Annotated in this window: 22 protein-coding genes; 18 read left to right on the top strand and 4 right to left on the bottom strand. The window is 37.1% G+C overall.

Annotated elements, in window-relative coordinates; translation table 11 throughout:
- Positions 1–26: 26 nt before the first annotated feature.
- The 4 genes from HLM86_RS16450 to rfaD are packed head-to-tail and all read right to left on the bottom strand — an operon-like array spanning position 27 to position 3,906.
- Positions 27–581 (bottom strand): acyltransferase, encoded by a 555-nt coding sequence (locus tag HLM86_RS16450; RefSeq protein ID WP_083949346.1) that lies wholly within the window; start codon positions 579–581, stop codon positions 27–29.
- On the bottom strand, positions 556–1,821 hold the full coding sequence (locus HLM86_RS16445; protein ID WP_170883212.1) for an O-antigen ligase family protein: 1,266 nt from the start codon (positions 1,819–1,821) through the stop codon (positions 556–558). Before HLM86_RS16445 ends, HLM86_RS16450 begins: the two co-directional genes overlap by 26 nt.
- Entirely contained in the window at positions 1,811–2,920 is a 1,110-nt protein-coding gene (locus HLM86_RS16440) for a glycosyltransferase (protein WP_254868835.1), read from the bottom strand. The genes HLM86_RS16445 and HLM86_RS16440 overlap by 11 nt, the downstream gene beginning before the upstream one ends.
- 44 nt (positions 2,921–2,964) lie before the next feature.
- Entirely contained in the window at positions 2,965–3,906 is a 942-nt protein-coding gene (gene rfaD, locus HLM86_RS16435) for an ADP-glyceromanno-heptose 6-epimerase (protein ID WP_170883213.1), read from the bottom strand.
- Between the two features lie 923 nt (positions 3,907–4,829).
- Here rfaD and pseB point away from each other — a divergent pair.
- The 18 genes from pseB to HLM86_RS16345 all read left to right on the top strand — a co-directional run bounded on the left by pseB (position 4,830) and on the right by HLM86_RS16345 (position 23,868).
- Positions 4,830–5,843, top strand: coding sequence for a UDP-N-acetylglucosamine 4,6-dehydratase (inverting) (gene pseB / locus HLM86_RS16430; RefSeq protein ID WP_170883215.1), 1,014 nt, complete (start codon positions 4,830–4,832; stop codon positions 5,841–5,843).
- Entirely contained in the window at positions 5,840–7,015 is a 1,176-nt protein-coding gene (gene pseC, locus HLM86_RS16425) for a UDP-4-amino-4,6-dideoxy-N-acetyl-beta-L-altrosamine transaminase (protein ID WP_170883218.1), read from the top strand. Before pseB ends, pseC begins: the two co-directional genes overlap by 4 nt.
- 11 nt (positions 7,016–7,026) lie before the next feature.
- Positions 7,027–8,181 (top strand): N-acetyl sugar amidotransferase, encoded by a 1,155-nt coding sequence (locus HLM86_RS16420; protein ID WP_170883220.1) that lies wholly within the window; start codon positions 7,027–7,029, stop codon positions 8,179–8,181.
- 19 nt (positions 8,182–8,200) lie between these two features.
- A complete protein-coding gene (gene hisH / locus HLM86_RS16415) occupies positions 8,201–8,815 on the top strand; it encodes an imidazole glycerol phosphate synthase subunit HisH (protein ID WP_170883222.1) in 615 nt (204 codons plus the stop codon).
- Between the two features lie 3 nt (positions 8,816–8,818).
- Positions 8,819–9,574, top strand: a complete 756-nt coding sequence (gene hisF / locus HLM86_RS16410; RefSeq protein WP_170883224.1) for an imidazole glycerol phosphate synthase subunit HisF — start codon at positions 8,819–8,821, stop codon at positions 9,572–9,574.
- Positions 9,575–9,579: 5 nt separating this feature from the next.
- Complete coding sequence (pseF, locus tag HLM86_RS16405) at positions 9,580–10,263, top strand: pseudaminic acid cytidylyltransferase (RefSeq protein WP_170883226.1); 684 nt, start codon at positions 9,580–9,582, stop codon at positions 10,261–10,263.
- A gap of 7 nt (positions 10,264–10,270) precedes the next feature.
- Positions 10,271–11,767: a UDP-2,4-diacetamido-2,4,6-trideoxy-beta-L-altropyranose hydrolase gene (pseG, locus tag HLM86_RS16400; protein ID WP_170883228.1), complete on the top strand. Its 1,497-nt coding sequence runs from the start codon at positions 10,271–10,273 to the stop codon at positions 11,765–11,767.
- 10 nt (positions 11,768–11,777) lie between these two features.
- Positions 11,778–12,830 carry a pseudaminic acid synthase gene (pseI, locus tag HLM86_RS16395; RefSeq protein ID WP_170883230.1) on the top strand — a complete coding sequence of 351 codons (1,053 nt, stop codon included), beginning with the start codon at positions 11,778–11,780 and terminating at the stop codon, positions 12,828–12,830.
- Between the two features lie 132 nt (positions 12,831–12,962).
- A complete protein-coding gene (locus HLM86_RS16390; RefSeq protein WP_170883232.1) occupies positions 12,963–13,967 on the top strand; it encodes an acyltransferase family protein in 1,005 nt (334 codons plus the stop codon).
- A 31-nt stretch (positions 13,968–13,998) separates the two neighbouring features.
- Positions 13,999–14,634 (top strand): LicD family protein, encoded by a 636-nt coding sequence (locus HLM86_RS16385; protein ID WP_170883234.1) that lies wholly within the window; start codon positions 13,999–14,001, stop codon positions 14,632–14,634.
- A complete protein-coding gene (locus HLM86_RS16380; protein WP_170883236.1) occupies positions 14,627–15,706 on the top strand; it encodes a pyridoxal-phosphate-dependent aminotransferase family protein in 1,080 nt (359 codons plus the stop codon). Before HLM86_RS16385 ends, HLM86_RS16380 begins: the two co-directional genes overlap by 8 nt.
- A complete protein-coding gene (locus HLM86_RS16375; protein ID WP_170883237.1) occupies positions 15,703–16,425 on the top strand; it encodes a phosphocholine cytidylyltransferase family protein in 723 nt (240 codons plus the stop codon). Before HLM86_RS16380 ends, HLM86_RS16375 begins: the two co-directional genes overlap by 4 nt.
- A 235-nt stretch (positions 16,426–16,660) precedes the next feature.
- Positions 16,661–18,439, top strand: a complete 1,779-nt coding sequence (locus HLM86_RS16370) for an ABC transporter ATP-binding protein (RefSeq protein ID WP_170883238.1) — start codon at positions 16,661–16,663, stop codon at positions 18,437–18,439.
- The gene (locus HLM86_RS16365; RefSeq protein WP_170883240.1) at positions 18,429–19,967 is read left to right on the top strand and encodes a capsular polysaccharide export protein, LipB/KpsS family; all 1,539 of its coding nucleotides are present in this window, start codon (positions 18,429–18,431) and stop codon (positions 19,965–19,967) included. The genes HLM86_RS16370 and HLM86_RS16365 overlap by 11 nt, the downstream gene beginning before the upstream one ends.
- Positions 19,960–20,820 (top strand): glycosyltransferase, encoded by an 861-nt coding sequence (locus HLM86_RS16360; RefSeq protein ID WP_170883242.1) that lies wholly within the window; start codon positions 19,960–19,962, stop codon positions 20,818–20,820. The genes HLM86_RS16365 and HLM86_RS16360 overlap by 8 nt, the downstream gene beginning before the upstream one ends.
- Positions 20,817–22,004 carry a hypothetical protein gene (locus tag HLM86_RS16355; protein WP_170883244.1) on the top strand — a complete coding sequence of 396 codons (1,188 nt, stop codon included), beginning with the start codon at positions 20,817–20,819 and terminating at the stop codon, positions 22,002–22,004. The genes HLM86_RS16360 and HLM86_RS16355 overlap by 4 nt, the downstream gene beginning before the upstream one ends.
- 172 nt (positions 22,005–22,176) lie before the next feature.
- Entirely contained in the window at positions 22,177–23,046 is an 870-nt protein-coding gene (locus tag HLM86_RS16350; RefSeq protein WP_170883246.1) for an alpha-1,2-fucosyltransferase, read from the top strand.
- A 21-nt stretch (positions 23,047–23,067) separates the two neighbouring features.
- Entirely contained in the window at positions 23,068–23,868 is an 801-nt protein-coding gene (locus HLM86_RS16345) for a glycosyltransferase family 2 protein (RefSeq protein WP_170883247.1), read from the top strand.
- The last annotated feature ends 78 nt before the right edge of the window (positions 23,869–23,946 follow it).

The raw sequence follows: 23,946 nt of genomic DNA, 5'->3' as shown, positions 1-23,946 counted from the left end.
ATGACTACTTTAAAGAACAAGTACATTTAATAGGTTAACTCATGTTGCCATAGGACATTATTTTGAACTTCCTTTGCAGGGTTGCCAGCAGCAATAACACCAGAGGCAATAGATTTAGTCAATGTGGAGTTAATACCTACAATGGCACTTTCTCCTATTTCAACGCCCTTTAAGACTGTCACATTGTCTGCAAGCCATACCCGATTACCAATTGATATCCCCTTTGCAGGGTTAATCCTTTGCCCGTTCTTTAGGATATTATGTCCGTCGCTCGTCATGATTTTTATATTTCTTGAAAACATACAGCCTTCACCAATTCGGAGGGTCGTATTATTTTCTCGTGAGGACAGGTAGCAGTTATGACCAATGACTGAGTTGTGGCCTATTATCAAAGTGCAGTTATTACCATCAATTTCAATGTGGCTATCTCTTAGATTGACATTTTTGCCTATCTCTATATGGTTGCCTGATCCTTTGATAGTCAACCTACACCCTTTGATATTCGCGGAAGGGTCAATGGAAATATTATGCTTGCCTGTAATCTTGAATTTATTTCTAAGTTTCAATCTCAAGCTTATCATTGACTTCTCCATGTAAGGCGTTCTGGTTGATTTCATGCTGAGTAACTGCGAATAATAAAGCAAGCATATAGCCATAAAATGTACTGATTAGGTTTTGCTGTAAAGCAACTTCGGTTAGACAGCAAATCGATAATGCAAGAATAAAAAACGTAGCAATGTAGGCTGCTTGAGAGCGTTTTCTTTTTCTAAAAAAGTAAATAAATGGAATGAGTAGGGTGAAGGTAAGAGCGATAACTCCAATCAGTCCACCAGTCGCTATCTGCTCGAAATATTGGCTGTGAGCATGGCCGCGTTTGACGCCAGCAACCCAATTGTTGACGATGCCTCTTTCCGCTAATTCGAGATTAAGGCTTTCTCGTTCGGGATAGGTCAACCCGAATAAAGGGCGTATCTTAAAGGCTTCTAACGAGGCTCGCCAAAGCATGATCCGTCCTCCCGTCGACTTTGCTCTGCTAATGTCGCCTTGTGCTACTTTCTTAGTCTCACTAACAGTATAATCTACACGTTGTTTGAACGATGGGCTGTTTTGGTATAACCCAATAGAGATTATAGCCACCATACTTATAGCGAGGCACGCTTTAGTATATCCAATTTTTTTAAAGTCTAGGAACACCATCAACAGTATAGCTAGTGGGAGAGCTAAAATAGCGCCTCTAGTGAGGGTCATCAGCATAGCCAAAGTCGAGAGAGAGAAACTCACGATGAGTAAAGGGCGGTAGTATTTATAAGTGAAAAGAGTTAAGGACAGTACCGCCAACAGGCAAGATAAATAACCAAAATTTATACTAAATAAAAATCCATCTACACGTATTCTTCCTTCAATAAAAAACTGGTAAAAAGCGACTGAAAACGCACCTAACGAACCCAATATAGTGCCCCAAATAAGAGGTTTTTTATGGAAGTCATTTATTGTTACGATGTATTTGAAAAAGAAGTAGACAGGAATGCATAGTGCGATTCTAGAAGCCCCTCTAAAATAACGAAATTCACCTGAGTCGATAATGGATAGAGGTATGTTCGATAGAAAGTAGGAGCTTAAGCAGATTACGACTAACTTATCTGTATTGTCGAAACCGATTTTTTCTCGATTAATAAATAATAGTAGGGTCGATATAATTACGGTGAATGCAGCAACGGCAACAGTAAAATTATTAGTGCTGAGGAGGAAGAATAATACAAGGAAAATTGATATTGAAGAGAAATAAATTAGATAATTGTTTCGTTTTACATTAATTGTCATAGTATCTTTCAAGTTTAGATATATGTGATGCCATTGAGAAGTCCTTCATGGCTCGTTGGTATGCTAAATCAGCGTTTCTGTCTTTTGATTTAGAATCTAATAAATATTTTTCGATTTTTGACGCGATGTCTTTTGGATTAAGTGGATTGCAAAGTAAGGCAATAGGCCCCAAAATTTCTGGCAAGGCCCCCGTATTCGCCCCTACTATCGCTTTTTTAGCCGCCATGGCTTCTATTGCTGTGAGTCCAAAGGCTTCATTATGATTGGGTAAGCAAACGATATCCATAACCGCCAACATTCGTTCTGTATCTTTGCGAAAGCCAGTTAGCTTTACGCGTTCGTTGAGGCGAAGTTCAGTGATGCGATCCTGTAGCGACTTTACAAAACAGGCGTCTGATCCTTCTGAAACTTTGAGACCTCCGACAAGTAATAAAAGAGTTTTTGGAAACTTTTCAGCGACGATCGCAAATGCTTCTAGAAGCTCTTTTTGGCCTTTTCCCGGACATATTCTCCCTATATTACCTATTATCATAATGTCGCTACTCAGTCCCATTTCTTTTTTGATAAGAGAGCTTTCCACAGGCGACTCTATAGGACTAGGAATATTAGTACCAAGCCATAAACGAGAGATTCGATTAGAATCGATGGGTAAGGCTGATAAGTTGCGTTTGTAGGTTTCATCGCTAATGGAAAAAACTTGCTCGATATGACTGTAGGTCCATTTGTGATATGGATCTTTTTTAGGCTTAGTCACACCCATATGTTCAGTAAAAAAGTTCTTTCTCTTTTTCTGTAAGTTCAAAAGCGCTGAGATCAGAATATCTCCAGATTTGTGACAGTGGATGACATTTACATTTCTTTCTTCCAGCCACCTATTAAGTTTAAATAACTTATTAAGGATCAACTCCGGTTTGCTCGAGACTCTAAATGCCTCGATTCCGGCCTCGTCTAGGCCGCGAGAAACTGGTGTTCCTGTTATACATAATCCGTAAACGTTATAGCCTTGGTCTAACAATGCTTTACCTACTCGAATAGGATACATCTCTAAGCCTCCCCAACCCCTAGAGAGGCAAATATGCAGTACAGCGGGTTTTGCCATCTTATGCCCTGCTTGTTGTTATGGTGGACAAGTACATCTGAAAGCTAGCTATTGATTATCGACATGTATTCGGATACGCCATCAAAAACGGTTCTAAACGGATGTTGGCAGCCTGCTTCACGCAGTTTCGTCAGATCTGCTTGAGTAAATTCTTGATAGGAGCCTTTTAGGTGTTCAGGGAACGGAATTGTTTCTATTTTACCCGAACCATGAAAATTAATAATGGCTTTTGCTACTTCCTCAAACGACTCAGCGTTACCGGTACCTAAATTAAAAATGCCAGAAACACCGCTATTCATAAACCATAAGTTAACCGCAGCAACATCACCGACGTAGATGAAATCTCGTTGGAAAGTTTCACTACCAGCAAACAATTTGGGATTCTCGCCCGCATTCATTTGATTGTTTAGATGAAAAGCAACGGAAGCCATTGAACCTTTATGTTGCTCTCTTGGTCCATAGACATTGAAGTAACGAAAGCCGGTTACTTGAGACAGTTCTTCACCATGAGCTTTTGCATCTTGCCAGATACGGCGAACATAGTTATCAAAAAGTTGTTTAGAGTAGCCATAGACGTTTAATGCGCCTTCGTACTGTACATCTTCAATGAAGGTGTCAGTCTCACCATAAGTGGCGGCCGATGACGCGTATAGGAAAGGTATCTTTCGGTCTAAGCAGTAATGAAGTAACTCTTTGGAATACTCATAGTTGTTGAGCATCATATATTTACCGTCCCACTCGGTCGTTGCAGAGCATGCCCCTTGGTGGAAAACTGCGTCTATAGGGCCAAAGTCATCCCCAGCCATGATTTGAGCTAGAAAATCATCTCGATCCATGTAATCCGTAATGTTGAGATCGACGAGGTTTTGAAACTTCTTGCCGTTTTTAAGATTATCGATGACCAAAATATCGTTGACGCCTTTTTCGTTAAGTGCTTTAACGATGTTGCTGCCAATCATGCCTGCACCACCAGTTACGATAATCATAATAAGTTTCCAAGTAATAAGGTTGAGATTATTGAAATTATATCAGTGGCCGTAGCTATAAGCTAGAAGCACAAAGTCTCTTTCTCCTGTATGCTAGATTAAAGTTAAAAATAAAATAATCAACAGTAATGCGGGATTTGGCAGGTATCTCACACAAAACTCCATAATGTGAAATGTATCATTATCTCAATGTGATGCAAAAACTACTTTGGGTAATTTCGCCTAGTTGCATATCCTAGTTATATCTAATGTTATTAGATATATTTTTTACTTGCCACTTTTCTGTGACAGCATGGTAGTTCTTTGACTTCGTATATGCTACGCAAGGATAAATAGCCTACATTTAGGAATCAGAACGTCAGAGTTTGTAATAAGCCATCATTTAATCAGAATGATACTCTGTATAATACGACATCAGTTAGAGCCATTCAATGATAGTAAACCGTGACTCAGCAATCTCCACCATGTTACAATTCGGGCAAACATCAAGCTGAATTCACATTGAAAATAGATGTGTTGCAACGTAATGATCTAGACAATATTTGCTTGTGGGAGCTAAACTCAAGGGCGGTAGCGTTCCTATAGGTATAGAATAATAAAGAAAATTTTGATAACGCAGACGGGAACGACTTAAGAGATACTAGTCAAGTAAAAGTACAACAACGCTCATTCAGTGCTCATGTGAGTAGTATAGATCACAAGTTTGTTGTCCACCGGCTCATCGCACAGCCCACTGCATTTATTGGAGTTTACTACAGATTTTAGTGGTTATGCTTGGTTTTTCTAGTTGCATATCGGTTGGTTGTATTTAAAGTCAAATTACAATAGAAATACTTATATGGATTCTGTCTCACAGTCATCTATAAGGCCTAAATGGTTACAAATGACTTAGGCTAAATAATATTAATTTTCTTGGATTAAATATGTTGAATAATAAAACAGTTCTAATTACAGGTGGAACAGGGTCTTTTGGTAAACAGTTTGTTGAAACGATTTTAGAACGTTATAGAAAAGTCAAAAAAATCATTATCTTTTCTCGTGACGAACTCAAACAGTTCGAGCTGAAACAGAAGTATTCACAAAAAGAATTTCCGCAGTTGAGATTTTTCATTGGGGATGTTCGTGATCGTGAACGATTGATTCAGGCTTGTGAAGGTGTTGATGTTATCATTCATGCAGCTGCGATCAAGCAAGTAGACACAGCTGAGTACAATCCTACTGAATGTATACGTACTAACATTGATGGTGCTGAAAATGTAATCAATGCTGCTTTGGCTTCCGGTGTTCATGACGTTGTTGCGCTATCTACTGACAAAGCTTGTGCACCTATTAATCTATATGGTGCGACCAAGTTGGCGTCTGATAAGTTGTTTGCAGCCGCCAATAATATCAAAGGCAGTAAAGACATTCGTTTTAGCGTTGTTCGTTATGGTAACGTTATGGGTTCTCGCGGTTCGGTGATCCCTTTCTTTATGTCCAAAAAAGAGGATGGGGTACTTCCTATTACTCATAAAGAAATGACGCGATTCAACATCTCTCTTCAGGATGGAGTCAATATGGTGATGTATGCGTTAGAGAATCACCTCGGCGGAGAAATTTTCATTCCAAAGATCCCATCGTATAAGATCCTAGATGTTGCTAAAGCAGTTGCACCAGAGTGCAGCTTAAATGTAGTGGGTATCCGACCTGGAGAGAAACTTCACGAAGAGATGATCACTGACACAGATTCTTTGAATACGATTGATTTGGGGCGTTATTACGCAATTTTGCCCTCTGTATCATTTACTTACACTGAAGAAGAGTATATTGAGCACCATAGAGCGGAAAAAGTCCCGTTTGGTTTCAAGTACAATTCGGGAACAAATGTAGATTGGGAAACAGTCGATAGCTTGCGTTTGCTCATTAAAGAGCATGTAGACCCAAACTTTGAAGTGTGAGTAATACAGTGATTCCATATGGTAAACAAGAGATATCTCAGCAAGATATTGATGAGGTTGTAGAGGTTCTTCAATCTGACTTCTTAACTCAAGGTCCGCAAGCGCCAGCGTTTGAAAAAGCCTTAATTGATCATACTAGTGCGCAATATGCAATAGCTGTTAATAGCGCCACTTCTGCATTACATATCGCATGTTTAGCTCTTGGGTTGAAAGAAGGTGATTGGCTGTGGACCTCACCGACTACTTTTGTTGCTTCAGCGAACTGTGGTTTATATTGTGGGGCTCAAGTGGACTTTGTTGATATTGACCCGCGTACTTACAATATGTGTCCAAAGAGGCTCGAGCAGAAATTAATCGAGGCTAAAACCCATAATACATTGCCAAAAGTTGTTGTGCCTGTTCACTTGTGCGGGCAGCCTTGTGACATGAAAGCAATCAGTCGTCTGGCGAAAGAGTATGGTTTTAAAATTATTGAAGACGCTTCTCATGCTATTGGAGGGCGGTATCATGATAAACCGGTCGGAAATTGTGAATATTCTGATATTACGGTCTTTAGTTTTCATCCCGTCAAAATTGTCACAACAGCGGAAGGTGGTGCAGCACTTACGAATAGAGAAGAGCTCGCTAATAAAATGATGCTGTTGCGTAGTCACGGTATTACTCGAGAATCAGACTTGATGACAGAGCCTTCTCATGGGGGATGGTACTATCAGCAAGTTGAATTGGGATTCAACTACCGAATGACAGAGTTACAAGCAGCTTTGGGTGTTAGTCAAATGCGCAGGCTTGATAAATTTGTTGCAGCTCGTCATGAACTTTCTGAGCGATATACCCAACTACTCTCCGGGCAGCCTGTTATTCTACCTCACCAATTGGAGAATACTTATTCAGGGTTGCACTTATTTGTAGTGAGGTTAAAGCTGAATGAAATTTCCTTAAGCCATCGTCAAGTCTTTGATGAATTACGCGCCAGTGGTATAGGGGTTAATTTACACTATATACCGGTTCATATCCAACCTTATTATCGAGATATGGGTTTCTCTATAGGCGATTTTCCCGAGTCGGAACGTTATTACCAAGAAGCGATATCATTGCCAATGTTTCATGGAATGACTAAAGCTCAGCAAGATATAGTTGTTAATACGCTAAAACATATTTTGAACAAGAAATAGCAGGCTAAGTAATGAAGAAAATAAAATATTGTAATACATGTATGTACCCAGAAACTAAACCAGACCTTTGGTTTAATGAAGATGGTAAGTGTAGTGCTTGTATTAATTATGAAGAACGCTCAGAGATTAACTGGGCTGAGCGAAAAAAAGAATTCAATGAAATAACAAATCGCTATAAGTCTATTGATGGTTCCAATTATGATTGTATTATTCCAGTCAGTGGAGGGAAAGATAGTACATTTCAGGTAATTCGGGTTCTACAGTCGGGTTTAAACCCACTATGTGTCACTGCTGAAACCGATTCCTTGTCAGAAATCGGTCGTCGTAATTTAGAAAATTTGAAAAAACTGGGTGTTGATCACGTCAATGTGACGACCAATCCTAAGGTACGTCGAAAGTTATCGAGATTGGCTTTGCGTGAAGTCGGTGATATTCAATGGGCTGAACATGTGACTATATTCACGATTCCAATTCAGGTCGCTGTAGAAAAAAACATCCCACTAATAATTTGGGGTGAAAACTCTCAGCATGAGTATGGAGGCCCGGCTTCTGCCGCAGAAAATAATGTCCTAGACCGCCGTTGGTTAGAAGAGTTTGGTGGGATGTTAGGTATGCGTATTACGGATCTTATTGGACAGGATGGTATTACTCGTAGTGACTTAATTCCATACTTTTATCCTTCAGATGAGAGCCTCAAACGAGTTGGTGTGACGGGTGTTTTTCTGGGTTATTACTTTCCTTGGGATGGTTACAACAACACGTTACTTGCTCAAGCCTACGGTTTTGAAACGTACCCAACGCCTACGGAAGGCAGCTTAGTCAATTACGAAAATTTGGACAATTTCTATCACCGGATCCATGACTACTTTAAATATATTAAGTATGGATTTGGTCGTTCTACTGATCAGGCCAACAATCATATTAGGCGTGGGCGCTTAGAAAGAAATGATATCGTTGATTTCTTAAAAGAAAATGATGGTAGTTATCCTTCTGTCTACCTTGGGCGATCATTGGAGAGTGTACTGGACGAAATTGATATCTCTAAGAGCGAGTTTGATGAAATCTGTGATCGATTCACGAACAAGAAACTGTTCAAAGTCGACCGCAAAGGTAACCTAGTGCGAGATAAGAAAGGGAACCTAATCAAACTCAACTACGATAACTAACATTAGTGAATAAATTTTAATGACAGTGTCAATAGTCGATTACGGAATGGGTAACATAGGCTCGGTAGTCCGAGCCATCAAAGCGTGCGGGTTTGAATCGTCAATCGCATCCACTGCAGAAGATATAATGCAAGCTGATAAGCTTATCTTACCAGGGGTTGGTTCTTATACTAGAGCCATGCAAGAACTAAGATCCAGAGGATTAGTGGATGCGATTGTTGAGTCCGCTTCCGTTGATGATATTCCAGTACTAGGAATATGTCTTGGTATGCAGATCTTATCAACCCTAGGGCATGAGCATGGCGAAACTAAGGGCTTGAACCTGATACCTGGAGAAATTGTAAGGTTATCGCCCAATGACAAGAGGTCACGAGTACCTCATGTTGGGTGGAATACGGTTAGTTCTGTGTGCAAATCTCCACTTTTCGAAGATGTTCCAGATGAAAGTGATTTCTATTTTGTGCATAGCTATCATTATGTTGTAGAAGATAAAAATCATATTCTAGCTTATTCAGAGCACGGCGGTGACTTTGTCTGTGCAGTGCAAAAAGGAAATGTTTTTGGTACTCAGTTCCACCCTGAAAAAAGCCAAAAATTGGGTCTAGGGTTACTAAAGAATTTTTTGGAACTGTAAGTAATGTTAAAACGTCGAATTATTCCTACTATGTTGTATGCGGATTTTGGTCTCGTTAAAGGGGAAGGATTTAACTCTTGGCGTCGCACAGGATCGGTAATACAAACAGTTAAAATCTACAATATGCGCAATGTGGATGAACTTGTATTTTTTGATATCAAAGCGACAAGTGAAAACAGAGAGCCTGACTATAAGTTAATTCACGATATTGCAGATGAGTGTTTTATGCCTCTTTCTGTAGGTGGCGGAATTAAAACTGTAGAGCAAATCAGAAAAGTTCTCTTGGCCGGTGCAGATAAGGTTGTCCTCAATACATCGGCAATTGAAAATCCAGAGCTAATTAGAGAGGCATCAGAAACATTTGGCTGCCAATGTATCATCGTTTCTCTTGATGTCAAAAAAGAGAACGGTTTATATAAAGTATTTACTCATTCTGGAAGTAAAGAGTCCTCTTATTCATTTTTAGAAGCGGCCAAACTAGTCGAAGCTCATGGTGCTGGTGAACTATTAGTTACGCGAATAGAGACTGATGGATGCCTTTCTGGATATGATTATGATTTATTTAAAAGAGCTGTTGAATTGGTGAATATTCCGGTCATTGGGAACGGAGGCGCTAAAGACTATCAAGATATGTGCGATGCTTTTGATGAAACAGGCGTTGATGCGTTAGCAGCAGCGGCAATATTTCATTTTACGGAGCAAACTCCCAATGAAGCTAAACGCTTTTTAGCTGGTAAAGGAATCAAAGTAAGGAATTGAGCATCTTGAAGATTGCAATTATCCCGGCGCGAGGAGGTAGTAAGCGGATCCCTCGTAAAAATATTAAGTATTTTCATGGGAAACCTATGATTGCCTATTCGATTGAAGCCGCTTTAGCCTCAGAATGTTTTGATCGAGTTATTGTTTCGACAGACGACCCTGAGATTGCTCAAGTAGCACGAAGTTATGGTGCCGAGGTTCCTTTTACAAGACCAGATGAATTTTCAGATGATTATGCGACTACGATGGATGTCATTCATCACGCTATAGGGTGGTGTAATGATAATGGGTGGCCGATTGAAGATATTTGCTGTCTTTACGCAACGGCACCGTTCGTGAAAGCGGAATCCTTACGCGAAGGCTACAGGATACTTAAAGAACATCAGTGTGAATTTGTATTTAGCGCAACTACTTTTCCATTTTCAATCCAACGTGCGATTAAGCTTTCTTCTAGCGGCGCTGTTTCTATGGTGACACCGGAGCACGAGCAAACTCGATCTCAGGATTTAGAAGAAACGTACCATGATGCGGGTCAGTTCTATTGGGGAAAGAAAGTGGCTTTTTTTGAGAAAAAGTCAATATTTTCTCCTCACTCTCGAGTTGTCTTATTACCTAGATGTCATGTTCAAGATATTGATACACCAGAAGATTGGGCTTTGGCAGAAGCACTATTCGCGGTGATGAATTAGATATAGTATGAAGATAGTTTTTCGAGTTGACGCTTCCAGAACGATAGGTAGTGGTCATATGATGCGTTGTCTCGTACTTGGCGAGGCTTTGAAGGACAGAGGTGCTATTGTTGAATTCGCTTGTTTGGAGCAGCAAGGGGATATGATCGCCTACGTAGAAGAACGTGGTTTCTGTGTCTTGCGGCTGACGGTACCTACTGATGTATTAACGGCCAAATATGAAAATGATTACGCTGCTTGGTTATTGAGACCAGCGTCAGAGGACGCTTGGGATTTCGTCAATGTTGTTGTGTCTGCAGATATTGTAATCACTGACCATTATGGAATAGATGCTGAGTGGCAACGCTACGTAGCTCAAAAATTGAACTGCTTCATGGTTGCCATTGACGATTTGGTCCGTTATCACTTTGCAGACATGGTTATCGATCAAACTCTGGGTCGGAAAGTTTCTGAATACGCTAGGGGTCCCCTCGTCCTTACAGGCAGTGACTATGCGATTTTAGGTCGACAGTTCTTGAGACAGAGACCACTCGCGCGAGATCGTGTATTTCCTATTGATTCCCCAAGCATTTTGGTATCAATGGGGGGGATTGATAATCCCAATGCTACACTGAGAGTTTTAAAAGCTTTACATGGGCGTGTTAATGCACGATTTACTGTGCTGCTAAGTCAAAGAGCCCCTCACTATAATGAAGTAAAAAAATGGTGTGCGCAGCACGGAAATGTTTATCATAAAGATTTTGAGCGAGATATGGCGAGTCTTATGCTTAGGCATGACGTAGCAATTGGCGCTCCCGGTACCACGTGTTGGGAAAGAGCTTGTCTTGGGCTTCCTAGCATTTTGATTCCACTTGCTGACAATCAAAAAACGATTTGTTGGCAGCTTGTTGAATATTCTGCCGCGGTTAAAGTTTCTTTGAATGAAATCGAATCAAAGTTATTAGGTACATATGAATACCTGTTGGAGGAATGGAAAGCCTTTTCAGAAACGAGCTTTAAGCTTTGTGATGGACGGGGAACAGATAGGCTGATATTGGAGATGAAACAATTGGTAGAAATTGGTTTAACAGATTTTAAATTGAGATTTGCGACCGACTCCGATATTAAAACAGTATACCAGTGGCAGTGCCATCCGAAAACTCGTCAATACGCAGTTTCGCCAGAGATACCGTCATGGCAAACTCACAATGCTTGGATGATGAAAAAACTAGAGAGTACGACCGATTACTTTTACATTATTCTCGACAGTCACTCTGATCAAAAGCTTGGTGTGGTGAGGCTAGACCATTTGGAATTTGAGACCTACCTAGTTTCCATTTTCTTAGCTCCTGAGTGTTACGGAAAAGGTGTAGCGACGTCAGCTCTTTCCCTCATTGATAAACTACATCCAGATCTGACTTTAAAAGCGACTGTACTTAAAGCCAATGTAGCCTCACAAAATCTATTCAAAAAAGCACATTACGTTAAGATAGACACTGAAACGTTTGTACGAAAACCTATTTAGCGAGACTTATATGCAACCATATATTTTAATTGATGGTAGAAAAATTGGCCCCGAATTTACTCCCTACATCATTGCTGAGCTATCCGCTAATCATAATGGTGATATTAATCGAGCATTCCAAATTATGGAAGAAGCTAAGAATGCGGGTGCGGATGCAATAAAACTACAGACTTACACTCATGATACGATTACGATGGATTGCGACAACGAGGAATTTCAAATCAAAGGTGGGCTATGGGATGGTCAAAGTTTGTACAACCTGTACAAAAATGCTCACATGCCATGGGAATGGCATAAGCCATTGTTTAAAAAGGCAAAAGAGTTAGGGATAACGATTTTTAGTTCACCATTTGATTTTTCGGCAGTCGATTTATTGGAAGAGCTCGACGCTCCGGCATACAAAATAGCATCATTTGAAGTCATCGATCTCCCACTGATAAAGCGTGTAGCTCAAACAGGGAAACCCATGATCATTTCAACGGGAATGGCTAATAAAAAGGAAATTGCCGAAGCGATAGATACAGCGAGAGAGAATGGATGTGAGGAGTTAGTTGTTCTTCACTGTGTTAGTGGCTATCCCGCACCAGCAGAACAATATAATTTAAAAACGATCACCGATATTAGCGAACAATTTGGTGTACTTTCGGGACTTTCAGATCATACGATTGATAATGCAACCGCGGTCGCTGCCGTGGCTATGGGAGCATGTTTGATAGAAAAGCATGTTACGATGGATCGAAATGGTGGTGGTGCCGATGACAGTTTTTCACTCGAGCCTATGGAGCTAAAAGCGCTTTGTAAAGATACTGCTACGGCTTGGAAAGCCTTAGGTTCAATTAACTATGAACGAACTGAAGCGGAAAAAGGTAATGTTCAATTTCGACGCTCGCTCTATATTATTAAAGATATACAAGCTGGCGAAGCTTTAACTAAAGAGAACGTCAAAAGTATTAGACCGGGATTTGGATTGGCTCCAAAGCATTATGAAGAAATTTTAGGAAAAAAAGCTAAGACATATTTGAGTAGAGGAACCGCGTTGTCCTTTAGCGTTATAAAGGAATAAAGGAATAAAGGAATAAAGGAATAAAGGAATAAAGGAATAAAGGAATAAAGGAATAAAACATAGCAATGAGAAAATAACATGGCATTATAAATCAAAGACTTAAAGTTAAAAATAAAGTGAGGAAATAAATCTATGAGAATAGAAAAAATTGATATCGTAAAAGGAATTGGAATGTTATGTATTATACTTTCACATTGCTTTATTTCAGGAACCCTACTTCATAAATGGTTATACTCCTTTCATATACCGCTATTCTTTTTTGTTTCTGGGCTTTTTTACAAACAGAGAAGTATTAAAGAGTTAACCAAAACGAGATTCAACACATTAATAAAACCATATTTTTTCTTTTCATTGGCATCCTTAGGTTTACTCATATTATTTAGTTTCATTAGTAGCTCCATTGTACTTTCTCAGCAAGATTTAATCGACAAGTCAATAGGATTATTTTATGCGAATGGATATGGTGAGTGGATGTTTAATATCACGTTATGGTTTCTTCCATGTTTGTTTGTTTTAGAGTCTCTATATAATGCTATAAATCGTGTAGCTTTAGAAAAGTATGTGCATATAATCGTTGTAGTGGCCGTCTTACTCGGGTATCTAGTAAGTAAATATTCAGCCCTCAAGCTCCCAGTAAGCATTGACATTGCTTTCGTCGCTTTGGGTTTTTATCATTTTGGCTGTGTAGCCAAAGATTTTATTTTGAAAAGTAACTCATTGGGAGTGGTTACATTTTTAATTACTTTCACTCTCTCTTGGTATTTGATCAGTTACTCAGAACTCGTCAACATGTCACATCGTGAGTATGGAGAATTGCTTGAGCTCTACATTCAGGGTGTAATTGGGACAATAATGATAATTTCATTATCTAATATAATCGCAAAGTCCTCTTTACTTTCTTATATCGGAAGGAACTCTCTTGTTATTCTTGGTACGCATACTGTAATCATTTCTTTATTTATGGGAATCTTGCCAAAGATAGGAATTAGTTACTCTAGTGATATTGAAAAATCCATACAAGCGTTTCTATTGTGCACATTTACTCTTCCTATCGTAATATTTGTTCTCAACAATAAGTTTGGTTACTTCCTTGGGAAAAAAGAAGTTAATAGAGGAAAGTGCGTAGAATGGAAATGACATTACAAGTTATAATATTATGAGAAATGCAATGATAAAAAAGTACGTTCACAGTGCAATGTTTTTTATTAAAAAAATATTTAGCAATCAATTTATTGAGTACCATTTCTTTGATTTTGACATAAATAAGCCACTACCAGAAAATTCGTATATTGTTATGGATGAATGTTGCGAGATCTTGTCAAACCTGAAAATAAAGTACCGTCTTACTGACGGGACGGTACTTGGTTTATATAGAGAAGGCTCGTTTATTGCCCATGACAATGACATTGATGTGGATGTTTTCGATATTGAAGTGGGAGATGTATCTAGAATCGTAAACGAGTTTAAACAAAGTGGATACAAAATAGGAAGAATTGCTAGACATTTAAATCTTACACAGCAAATAGTTTTTTATAATAAAGAAAATGTAATTTTTGATATCTTGTTTTGGTATCAAAATGATGACTTATATGAAAACCACTCGGAAAGAGGGTACGTAAGAAAGCAGGAACTAAGATATTTCCAAAAACTAGATGTCATTAAGTTTAAATCTAAAAAGTACTTTATTCCAGGAGATATTGAAGACTGGCTTGTGGCTAGATATGGACCAGATTGGAAAGTCCCAAAGACCTATAAGGGAGATTGGAAAGACGACTGTTTTGACTTGGAACTAATCGATGAATAATAAATTTTATAATTTCACACCGGGTCCCGTACCCATGGAAGAGTCAGTTAGAGAGGTCCTTACACATGAACTTCCCTATTTTAGGACAAAAGAATTCTCTAAGCTCACGTTAAAGTGTAAACAGAATCTGTTGAAGATGTTTAATGCGGGTCCAAACTCAGATGTTATATTTTTGAGTGCGACGGGCACTGCCGCAATGGAAGCTTCTATTTTGAACTTAGTCCTCCCAGAGCATAACAGTCTAGTAATTAATGGGGGAGGTTTTGCCCAACGATTTATAGATATACTAAATAGGCACAAGAAAAGTGTTCAAAGTATAAGTCTGAACTGTGGAGATGCGACTGTACCCGTTGGCTTAGATCTAGATAATGTAGATAACCTTATTGTCAACGGACACGAAACGACAACTGGTGCTCTTTACAACCTTTCTGACTTGGGGGCTCTTTGTAAGCAGACAAACTGCAAGTTTATTGTCGATGGGATAAGTATGGCAGTAACGGATGAAATTGATATTCTCCGTGACGGTATAGACTGCCTAATAATTAGCTCGCATAAAGCTTTTGGTCTCCACCCTGGAATGTCTTTCATAATATTAAGTGAAGGTGTCATACCTACTATCCAGCAGAGCGAAGGTGTACCCCTATATTTTGATTTTTCCCTATACCTTAGAGATATAGATAGAGGGCAATTACCATTTACGCCGTCGATCAGCGTGTTAATTCAACTAAACGCATTTTTTGATGACTGGTTTGATAAGGGCAATGACTTCTACATTGAAAGAGCAAAAGAGTTATCTTTATACTTTAGAACTCAAATTTTGGAAAAGAAATTACCTTTGTATGAATATGCTAACCGATTGCCAAATGCAATGACTTCAGTCGAGGTAGGAACTGGAATGAATGCACGCGATATTGTGGAGCGGCTGATAGAAAAAAATATATTTGTTGCCCCTTCAGGAGGAGAGTTAGAAAGTAGAATATTTCGAGTTTCTCATATGGGAAATCAAACGAAAAAAGATATTGATGTTTTGATCCGAGAACTTACAGTTATTACCAAAGGAATAAATGAATGAAAGCAATATTAATGGCAGCTGGCGTTGGTAGTAGGATCTCAAGACATATTGATGGAAAACCAAAGTGCTTACTAGAAGTAAATGGAAATACTCTAATTGAGCGGACGTGTAGGTTATTAAGAGAGTTTGGTGTTTATGATATCTCAGTTGTTGTTGGCTATCGGTCAGAGCTGATAGTTGAATGCTTAGGGGATGGCGTAAAATTTTACAAGAATCCATTCTATCGCGTTACCAATTCGATTGCCTCACTTTGGTTCGCGAAGCAAGAATTGGAAACTGATGAGGATGTTATTGTATTAAATGCAGATCTCTTTTTTGAAAGGAACGCACTGGAAAGGTTGATAAACAATAATAATAAGAGCAATAACAGTATACTATTAGCTGATAGTAGTCGCATTGAAGATGCAGATTATCGTTTTAATTACCAAGGTAATCATCTGTTAAAATATGGAAAAGAACTCTCAGTGGAAGAGACTACTGGGGAATATGTAGGTATTGGCCTCCTAAGTGGAACTATGATAAAGAAATTCCGAGAGAGTCTAATTGAGCTTGTTGAGGTAAAAGGAGATAATGGTCTCTGGTGGGAAAATGTGATATATAACTTTGTACCTAATGAATCCCTCATTTATGTGGAAGATATTAAGGGAATTTTTTGGGCTGAAATGGATTATATTGAAGACTACGAACGTACATTAGATTATGTTTCAAAATATGACTGACTCTTATGTTATAATACTAGGTTCCATGATATAAAGAGTTTAAGTTTAAGTTTAAGTTTAAGTTTAAGTTTAAGTTTAAGTTTAAGTTTAAGTTTAAGTTTAAGTTTAAGTTTAAGTTTGAGCCAAATACATGTGATTTTTCTATCTTCTGTTTTAATATTATAAAATATATTAAGTTTTATTCTATGATAATCTATTGATCTTTCTAGGCCAATTGATTTTTAAGGGTCGGTAAATGCTCGCAATAATTAGAAATGTTTTTTCTATTCTGTTAGTAAATAAAAAGAAAGATTTTTATGTCCTAGTAGTTCTCATGTTTCTACTATCAATTCTCGAACTCATTGGTTTGGGGGTTTTAATTCCTGTGATTAGTACGCTGTCTGATCCAGGTAAAATTAATAATAATGAATATTTTGTCTTGATTAATGAACTGCTTGGATTTTCTGGAGAGCATAGTGCTATATTTTTAATGCTGTTTTTTTTGGTTGCTTTCTATATTTTAAAAGCCATATCTACACTGGTTATTATATTTAAGCAGCAGGTTTTTGTTAATCGAATGTTTACAGACTTGTCCGTGAATATTTTATCCCATAATATGTCCTTAAAGTTTTCTGAGTTTAAGAATAAGGATACATCTAGCTATCTTAAGGATATAGTGAGTAGTAGTGCATATCTTTCCTTGTGTACTTTTAATATTCTTCAACTCGTAACTGAGACATTTGTTTTACTCTCTATAATAGTGTTCCTTTATTTCTATGTTGGTCTAGTTAAGGTTCTATATTTATTAAGTGCTGTTCTGGTTTTAGGTTGGTTGTTTAAGTCTGTTACCAGAAATATATCTTTTTATGGTCAGCAGAGAGACAGTGTAATGCATGAGATTACTAAGTCTGCAACTGAAGCATTAAATGGATATAGGGAGATTCGTAATAATGACGTTCTTGAAAATGTAATTGGAGATTACGAGAAGAAAGCAGACCCGTATGTAGATATATATGCAAAATTTGGCACTATGATATATGTTCCAAAAGTGACGTTAGAATCTTTGGCCGCTTTGGGTATCATTGTATATATTTTCTATGTGTTTTACATGGGGCTACCTATGGCATCGGTTATGCAAAATTTAATTATATTTTCGTTTGTAGGATTACGAACGATTCCAAGTTTTTCTAAACTATTAAACGCCCTAGCCCAAATTAGATATTTCGGAAGCGAATCTGAAAAGTTTAAAACACTATTTTTGGATTCAGGAAGTAAGTACGTATATAATGGTAGTGTCGATGATTTCTCAGAAAGTATTGAATTTAAAAATATCTCATTCAAATACCCGGGCAGCGTAGATAAAACATTAGACAGATTGAGCTTTAAGATTGAAAAGAACAAAAAGTATGGTTTTGTTGGGCAATCTGGAAGTGGAAAGAGTACTTTATTTGATATTATTTTGGGGCTTAGCTCTCCTGAAAGTGGGACGATTTGTATCGATGGACATCATTACAGCACACTAGAAGATATCAATGTAACAAAACTAGTCGGTGTTGTATCACAGGACTTTTTTATCCTAGATGGCAGTCTGAAAAGCAACGTTCTATTTTTCAGTGAGTATGAAGACAAGGAACTTTTTGATTCGGCAATAGAGGGCGCTCAATTAAGAGAGTTTGTTGAAAAGAATAAAGATGGGCTGGTTGGTGAAAACGGTAGCAACTTATCAGGAGGACAAAAACAGAGATTAGCAATTGCAAGAAGCTTATACGCCAACAAAAGTATACTATTACTTGATGAAGCTACGAGTGCACTAGATAATAGTACTGAGAGGCAGTTTATCAACTATCTAAATAATAAAAATGACCACACGGTCTTAACAATTGCCCATAGACTTACAACAGTTAAAGATTGTGACGAAATATTCGTATTTAAAAATGGTCGCATTGTCGATGCAGGTAATTTTATAAATTTGTCAGAAACTTCAGTTGAGTTCAAACGGCTTCTAAATAGTGGAGATGTGATTTGTGATGAGTAGTCTTTTTCAAGAGATGATCGATTCAAATAAGATTTTTTGGTTAGATGTTAACAAAAAGAACGATAACGATGGTTACTTACTGTATGAGATGTTCCATTCGGATCCTAGATTAATCTATGGAATATCTAAAGTGGCGTTATCTATTGCAAAGAGTAAAGGTTTGAAACCTATATGTATTGATGGGCTCAGAGGAAGAAAAGAGCGTTTTTTGCTTACTAAATCAATGAATGATTGTAGTATAGGAAACTTTTCAAATTTTTTACTTTCTTCTGTGAGTAGTTGTCCCGCAATATTTAGAATGCTTTTTTCTATACATAATAAGGCTCAGCTACTTGCTATTGAAATCGATGGTTATCACATTGGGCCATATATATATGATGCAGCTCTTAGAAAATTAAACTTGTCTGAAATAAGTAATATAACTAGCGCGGTGAAAAAAGTTATACTTTTAGAGTTGTGCTATTTTTATTTTTTCAAGAAACCTATAGAAAACCTAGAAATAAAAACTATAGTACTTGGTGATAATGTATATCGATGCGGTTTACTCTTTGAATTGGCTAAAAAAAATAATATTGAGTGTATCACGCCAGTTCATCTCAATGGATTTTCAATGTGTAGGCATGTAACAGAAAGTGATTTTGAGCATCATGACCGAAAACCGGATGTTAGAGTATTAGAGCAATTGGATACTAATCAGATTAATAAATACCTTGAATCTTATTTTTCTAAAAGGTTTTCTGCATCTCTGGAGCAGCATGATGTCATGAAGGCATTCTCCGACGAGAAAACTATCTTTAACCGTTCAGAGATCATTGAATCTTATAATCTTAAAGATAACCTCCCTATTGTTATTGTTATGAGCCATATATTTTGTGATGCACCTCATGCTTATCCTGGAATGTTATATAACGATTATCGTGATTGGTTGGTTAATACAGTTAAAGCTTTAAAATTAAACCCAAATGTCAACTTTTTGGTCAAAGAGCATCCTTCCGCCGACCTTTTTAACGAGCGAGGGATTATCAATGAAGTTTTAAGAGATTTGGGTTGTGAGTCATCCCTATTGCAGGATAATGTGCACAATCTTACAATACTCAATGAATTTGATATAGTGGTTACCTGTGGTGGAACGATAGGGCAAGAGTTTTCATACAAAGGGAAGCCTGTTGTACTTGCTGCTAAGCCTCCTTATAGCGGTTTTGGGTTTACAACAGAGCCACATGATAGATCATCATATGAAGCCCTTATGTGTTCTGGTATTGAGAATCTTCGGCGTCTCGACGACCAACAAAGATTGATGGTGAATAAGGTTATCTACCATGACTTTGTCATGCTCGATAGCTACTCTGATGAACTTGAGATTGGTGGACAAAGATTCTACATGGGCCGGGAGTTTGACGATGAGAGTTTTTATGGACGAGTTCTCACTTATAATGAAGTCCCGTTGGAAGAACAGTTTATGTATAAAAAGATCTCCAGCTTTATAAATTCCAATGAAAAACACTTGCTGAGAGGTAGGTATGACTAAAAAATTATCAATAGTAATTGTTACCTATAATAGCAACGATGTAATACGAGAGTGCTTGAATTCGATAGAAACCTATAATGATATTGGGGACAGTTTGGAAGTTATCATTGTAGATAACTCTCCAGTGTTCGAAGTCGAACATGTAGTAAATGAATTAAAATTGAAGATTGATGTCCGACTCATTCACAACAGCGATAATGGCGGATTTGGCCAAGGTAATAACATAGGAGTAAAATCATCAAATGGTGAGTTGATATTTATCTTAAATGCCGACACTATTTTAATAGAGCCAGTCTTTAAATTTATGCTTAAAGAATTTGAAGATGACAAAGTAACAGCTGCTGGATTTAGATTAGTTGATCGAAAAGGAAAGTTGAATAACTCATTTGCACTCTATCCAGAGTATAATTATGTTTATTTCTTCTTGCCAATTTCGTTTGTTAATTTCGCTGTCATTAATCTTGGCTTGTTATCAAAGTACATTTTTCCTTGGGGAGCTGATTTTGTCGTTAGAAGGAAAGATTTTGTTAAGGCTGGTATGTTTGATGAATCAATATTTTTGTGTAATGAAGAGCCAGACTTGACAAAAAGGCTAAATGTCAAAAAAGTGAAAATATTTCATAAGCCTATAGTTCATCTAGAGGGGCACACAACCGAAATAGAAGCACTTCGGTTTGACCAATGGATAATTAGTACTCGCTACTACTTTTCAAAATATGGTTTGGATTTTAATAGATTTATATCTAACGAAGTTAGAATTAGTAAATTGAAGATAAAAGTAAAGAAAGCACTAGGGCTTGATGTTAAAAAACTAATTTCTTACGTTAACATGATAGAAGATAGAGTAAAGTGACTTATAATTCAGACATAGATAAGATAGCAAAAAGTAGGCTGTCACTTTTCAGCTTTTCTGAATTTTACTACTTTTTTTTCTTAGTAACGTTCTCTGTTATTATTTTTTCAAATTTACTTCCAGCTAGCTGGGTAGTTATTGTACGCCCTTTTTCTATTGTCTTAGGGCTTATGTCAGTTTTTTCTGTTAGTAGCCGAGCTAGTATAATATTCGTTATTTTTCTCTATTCTTTTTTGCTCATATACTCATTGCTTCCTTTGATTTTTGGTGGTGCTAATTTAGAGTACTTAGTGAAAAATACGTGGTACATAATATACTTTTTGTTTTTGCTTGGATTGGCTAATATCATGAGAAGCATCGATGTAAATCGTCTTCTTTATAGTTTGTCAAGAATATTCGTTGCAAAGCTATTCGTTGTCGCTTTGATTAGTTTTAATATGAATTTTTCTGGTGGTTTGTTCTCTTCTATTATTTTAGATGTAATGTCATTGTCGGTTCATAAATTGTTCGGCGCATATCGTGTTTTAGATGTATATCTATTTCTTTTCCCATTGGCGTTCGTTTATGTCGAGAATAAAAGATGGAGAACAAAGGTTATTATACATTCATTGCTTCTTTTTAATGTCATTTCTTCTCTGACTATTGGTATAATTTTCGCCTATATTATCATAATGCTTTTGAAATATAGCTTTCTTAGAGTTCCTTTGGCTTTATTGATATTTTCTTTGTTTTCTATCTATTTTAATGAATTTTATGATCTCTACCAAAATTTTCTTGATGAGAAAAGTGTATCGATTGATGTTAAATTAAATCAAGTGTTCTTTATCTTTGACAATCTAACGATATTCGGGCAAGGGCTAGGTAAAGCTATATCTATTCAAGGCCGAGTAGACTCGACTCTTGAGAATGTATATATATATTGGCTTGTAGTATATGGCATTGTTGGCTCTTTATTCATGATTTTTATTTTCGTTATGGTGCCACTTTTTATTTGCTATCGATTTAGACATTATAATGGAATGACTTCGCTCTTTTATCTACATCTTTCTATTCTGCTTGTCTCTGCATCCAATCCTTTTTTGGAGTCCGTAGTTGGTATTATTCCGATGATGTTAATATTGTCCTTTGGCATTAGTAGGCTAGGCCGAAAGTCTTATAATAAAATTAATATTAATACTGCGTAATTTATAGAGCAATGGTCCAAGTTCTATAGATTTTGGACCTTCATGAAAATGAAGCGTTAGTGTTTATACTTTTTATTTATTATAACACTATCTATTGCACTATTTTTCTGGTGCTATGTTCTTTATACGCCATGTCTGTACGAAATTTTTTATGAATCCCTAAAGGTTTTACATGAAGATAGTTAATATAAATAGTGGATTGGGCAATCAGATGTTTCAATATGCCTTTTACCTTTCCTTGAAGAATATGAATAAAAATCAGAAAGTTAAGGTTGATATAACTTGGTTCGATAATGAAAAATTTCACAATGGTTTTGAGTTGAGTAAAGTATTTGGAGTGAGTCCAGATTTCGCAACGTACCCTGAGGTCAAAGCATTATCGCACGTTGGTTATAGTTTTTTATCAAGAGTTAAGAGAAGATTATGCCTTCGTAAAGATGAGATCGTTGAACCTAAAATTTTACAGTTTAAGTATAGTCCTTCACTTTTCGGACAAACAGATGTGGATAATTTTTATCGCGGTTACTGGCAAAGCTACAAGTACTTTGATTCCGTTGAACATGAGGTTTTGCGAGAGTTTTCCTTTCCTATTTTTAGCGATAGAAACAATCTTGAAATGGAAGAATTTTTGAAGGAAAATATAGGCCGGACAGTCTCTATTCATGTTCGCTTGGGTGACTATTTGAAGGATAAAAGACTTTCTGGATTATGTTCTTTGGAATACTATACGGAAGCTATTTCTAAGGTTAGGGAACGTGTAGAAGACCCAATATTTATTGTTTTTTCGGATGATATAGATTGGTGTAAATCTAACCTAGATTCTATTGGTGCGAAATTTGTAGACTGGAATATATCAAAAAACTCTTTTCGTGATATGCAATTAATGAGTCTATGTAGTAACAACATTATCGCTAATAGTAGTTTCAGTTGGTGGGGAGCTTTTTTAAACAAAAATGAATCAAAGTTGGTTATTGCTCCAAAAGTATGGATGCGTGATGTTAATACAGATGATTTAATTCCTGATTCATGGGTTAGGTTATAACACATAAGTGAAAGAAATATTATGGTTTTATCTATAGTCATTCCAATGTATAACGCTGAGTCGACGATTGTTTCAGCCCTTGATTCTATATTGAGACAAAGTTATCAAGGTATTTTCGAAGTAATAGTTGTTAACGATGGTTCATCTGACGGTTCTCGAGAAGTTGTCAAACAATATACTAAAAATTTGAGTGGGAATGTGCCCGAGATTCATCTCATAGATCAACCAAACTCAGGCGTCTCTGCTGCTAGAAATCGGGGAATCAAGGTAGCAAAAGGAGATTGGGTTGCTCTCTTGGATTCAGATGACGAATGGTTGCCTGATAAATTGGAAGAGCAGCTTAATGTTGTTAGGAATAATAAAAAAATTAGATTTATTGGATGTAACCGAAATGGCGAAGTCTATCCTTACTTTGGTAAAAAAAATCAAAGTACTTTTGAGCTGACTGCACATCAAATCTTAATGAAGTGGTACCCTCAGACATCTACAGTATTGATGTCTAAAGAACTCTTAAATGAATGCCTTTTTGACGAAAACCGTTCTCATGGTGAAGATGGTGATCTTTGGTTGCGTGTTCTAATGTCTGATAGTATTTTTGTTTTGAATCAAAACTTGGTCCATACAGGAGGAGGTAAAAGGCACTTTGGGCAATCGGGTCTATCAGCAAACTTATCGAAGATGTTCTATGGGGAGATAAGAAACTTGAATGATGCCTTGAGAAGAAATCAAATTAATCTTCTAAGTTACATTTTTTTTCTTCCATATATGACTCTAAAATATGTTCGAAGAATTATAATTACAAAGTTCTCCAGTGGTCGTTGATTTTTTCGTAATGAAGCATTAATGGCTTTTACTGGTTATTTTTTACTTTTTCCTTAGTCTTTTATATTAAAGGATATT

Source organism: Vibrio ostreicida (assembly GCF_013074385.2).
GTDB classification, from domain to species: domain Bacteria; phylum Pseudomonadota; class Gammaproteobacteria; order Enterobacterales; family Vibrionaceae; genus Vibrio; species Vibrio ostreicida.
Note: the sequence above shows the minus strand (reverse complement) of the source record. Positions and strands in the feature narration are given on the sequence as shown.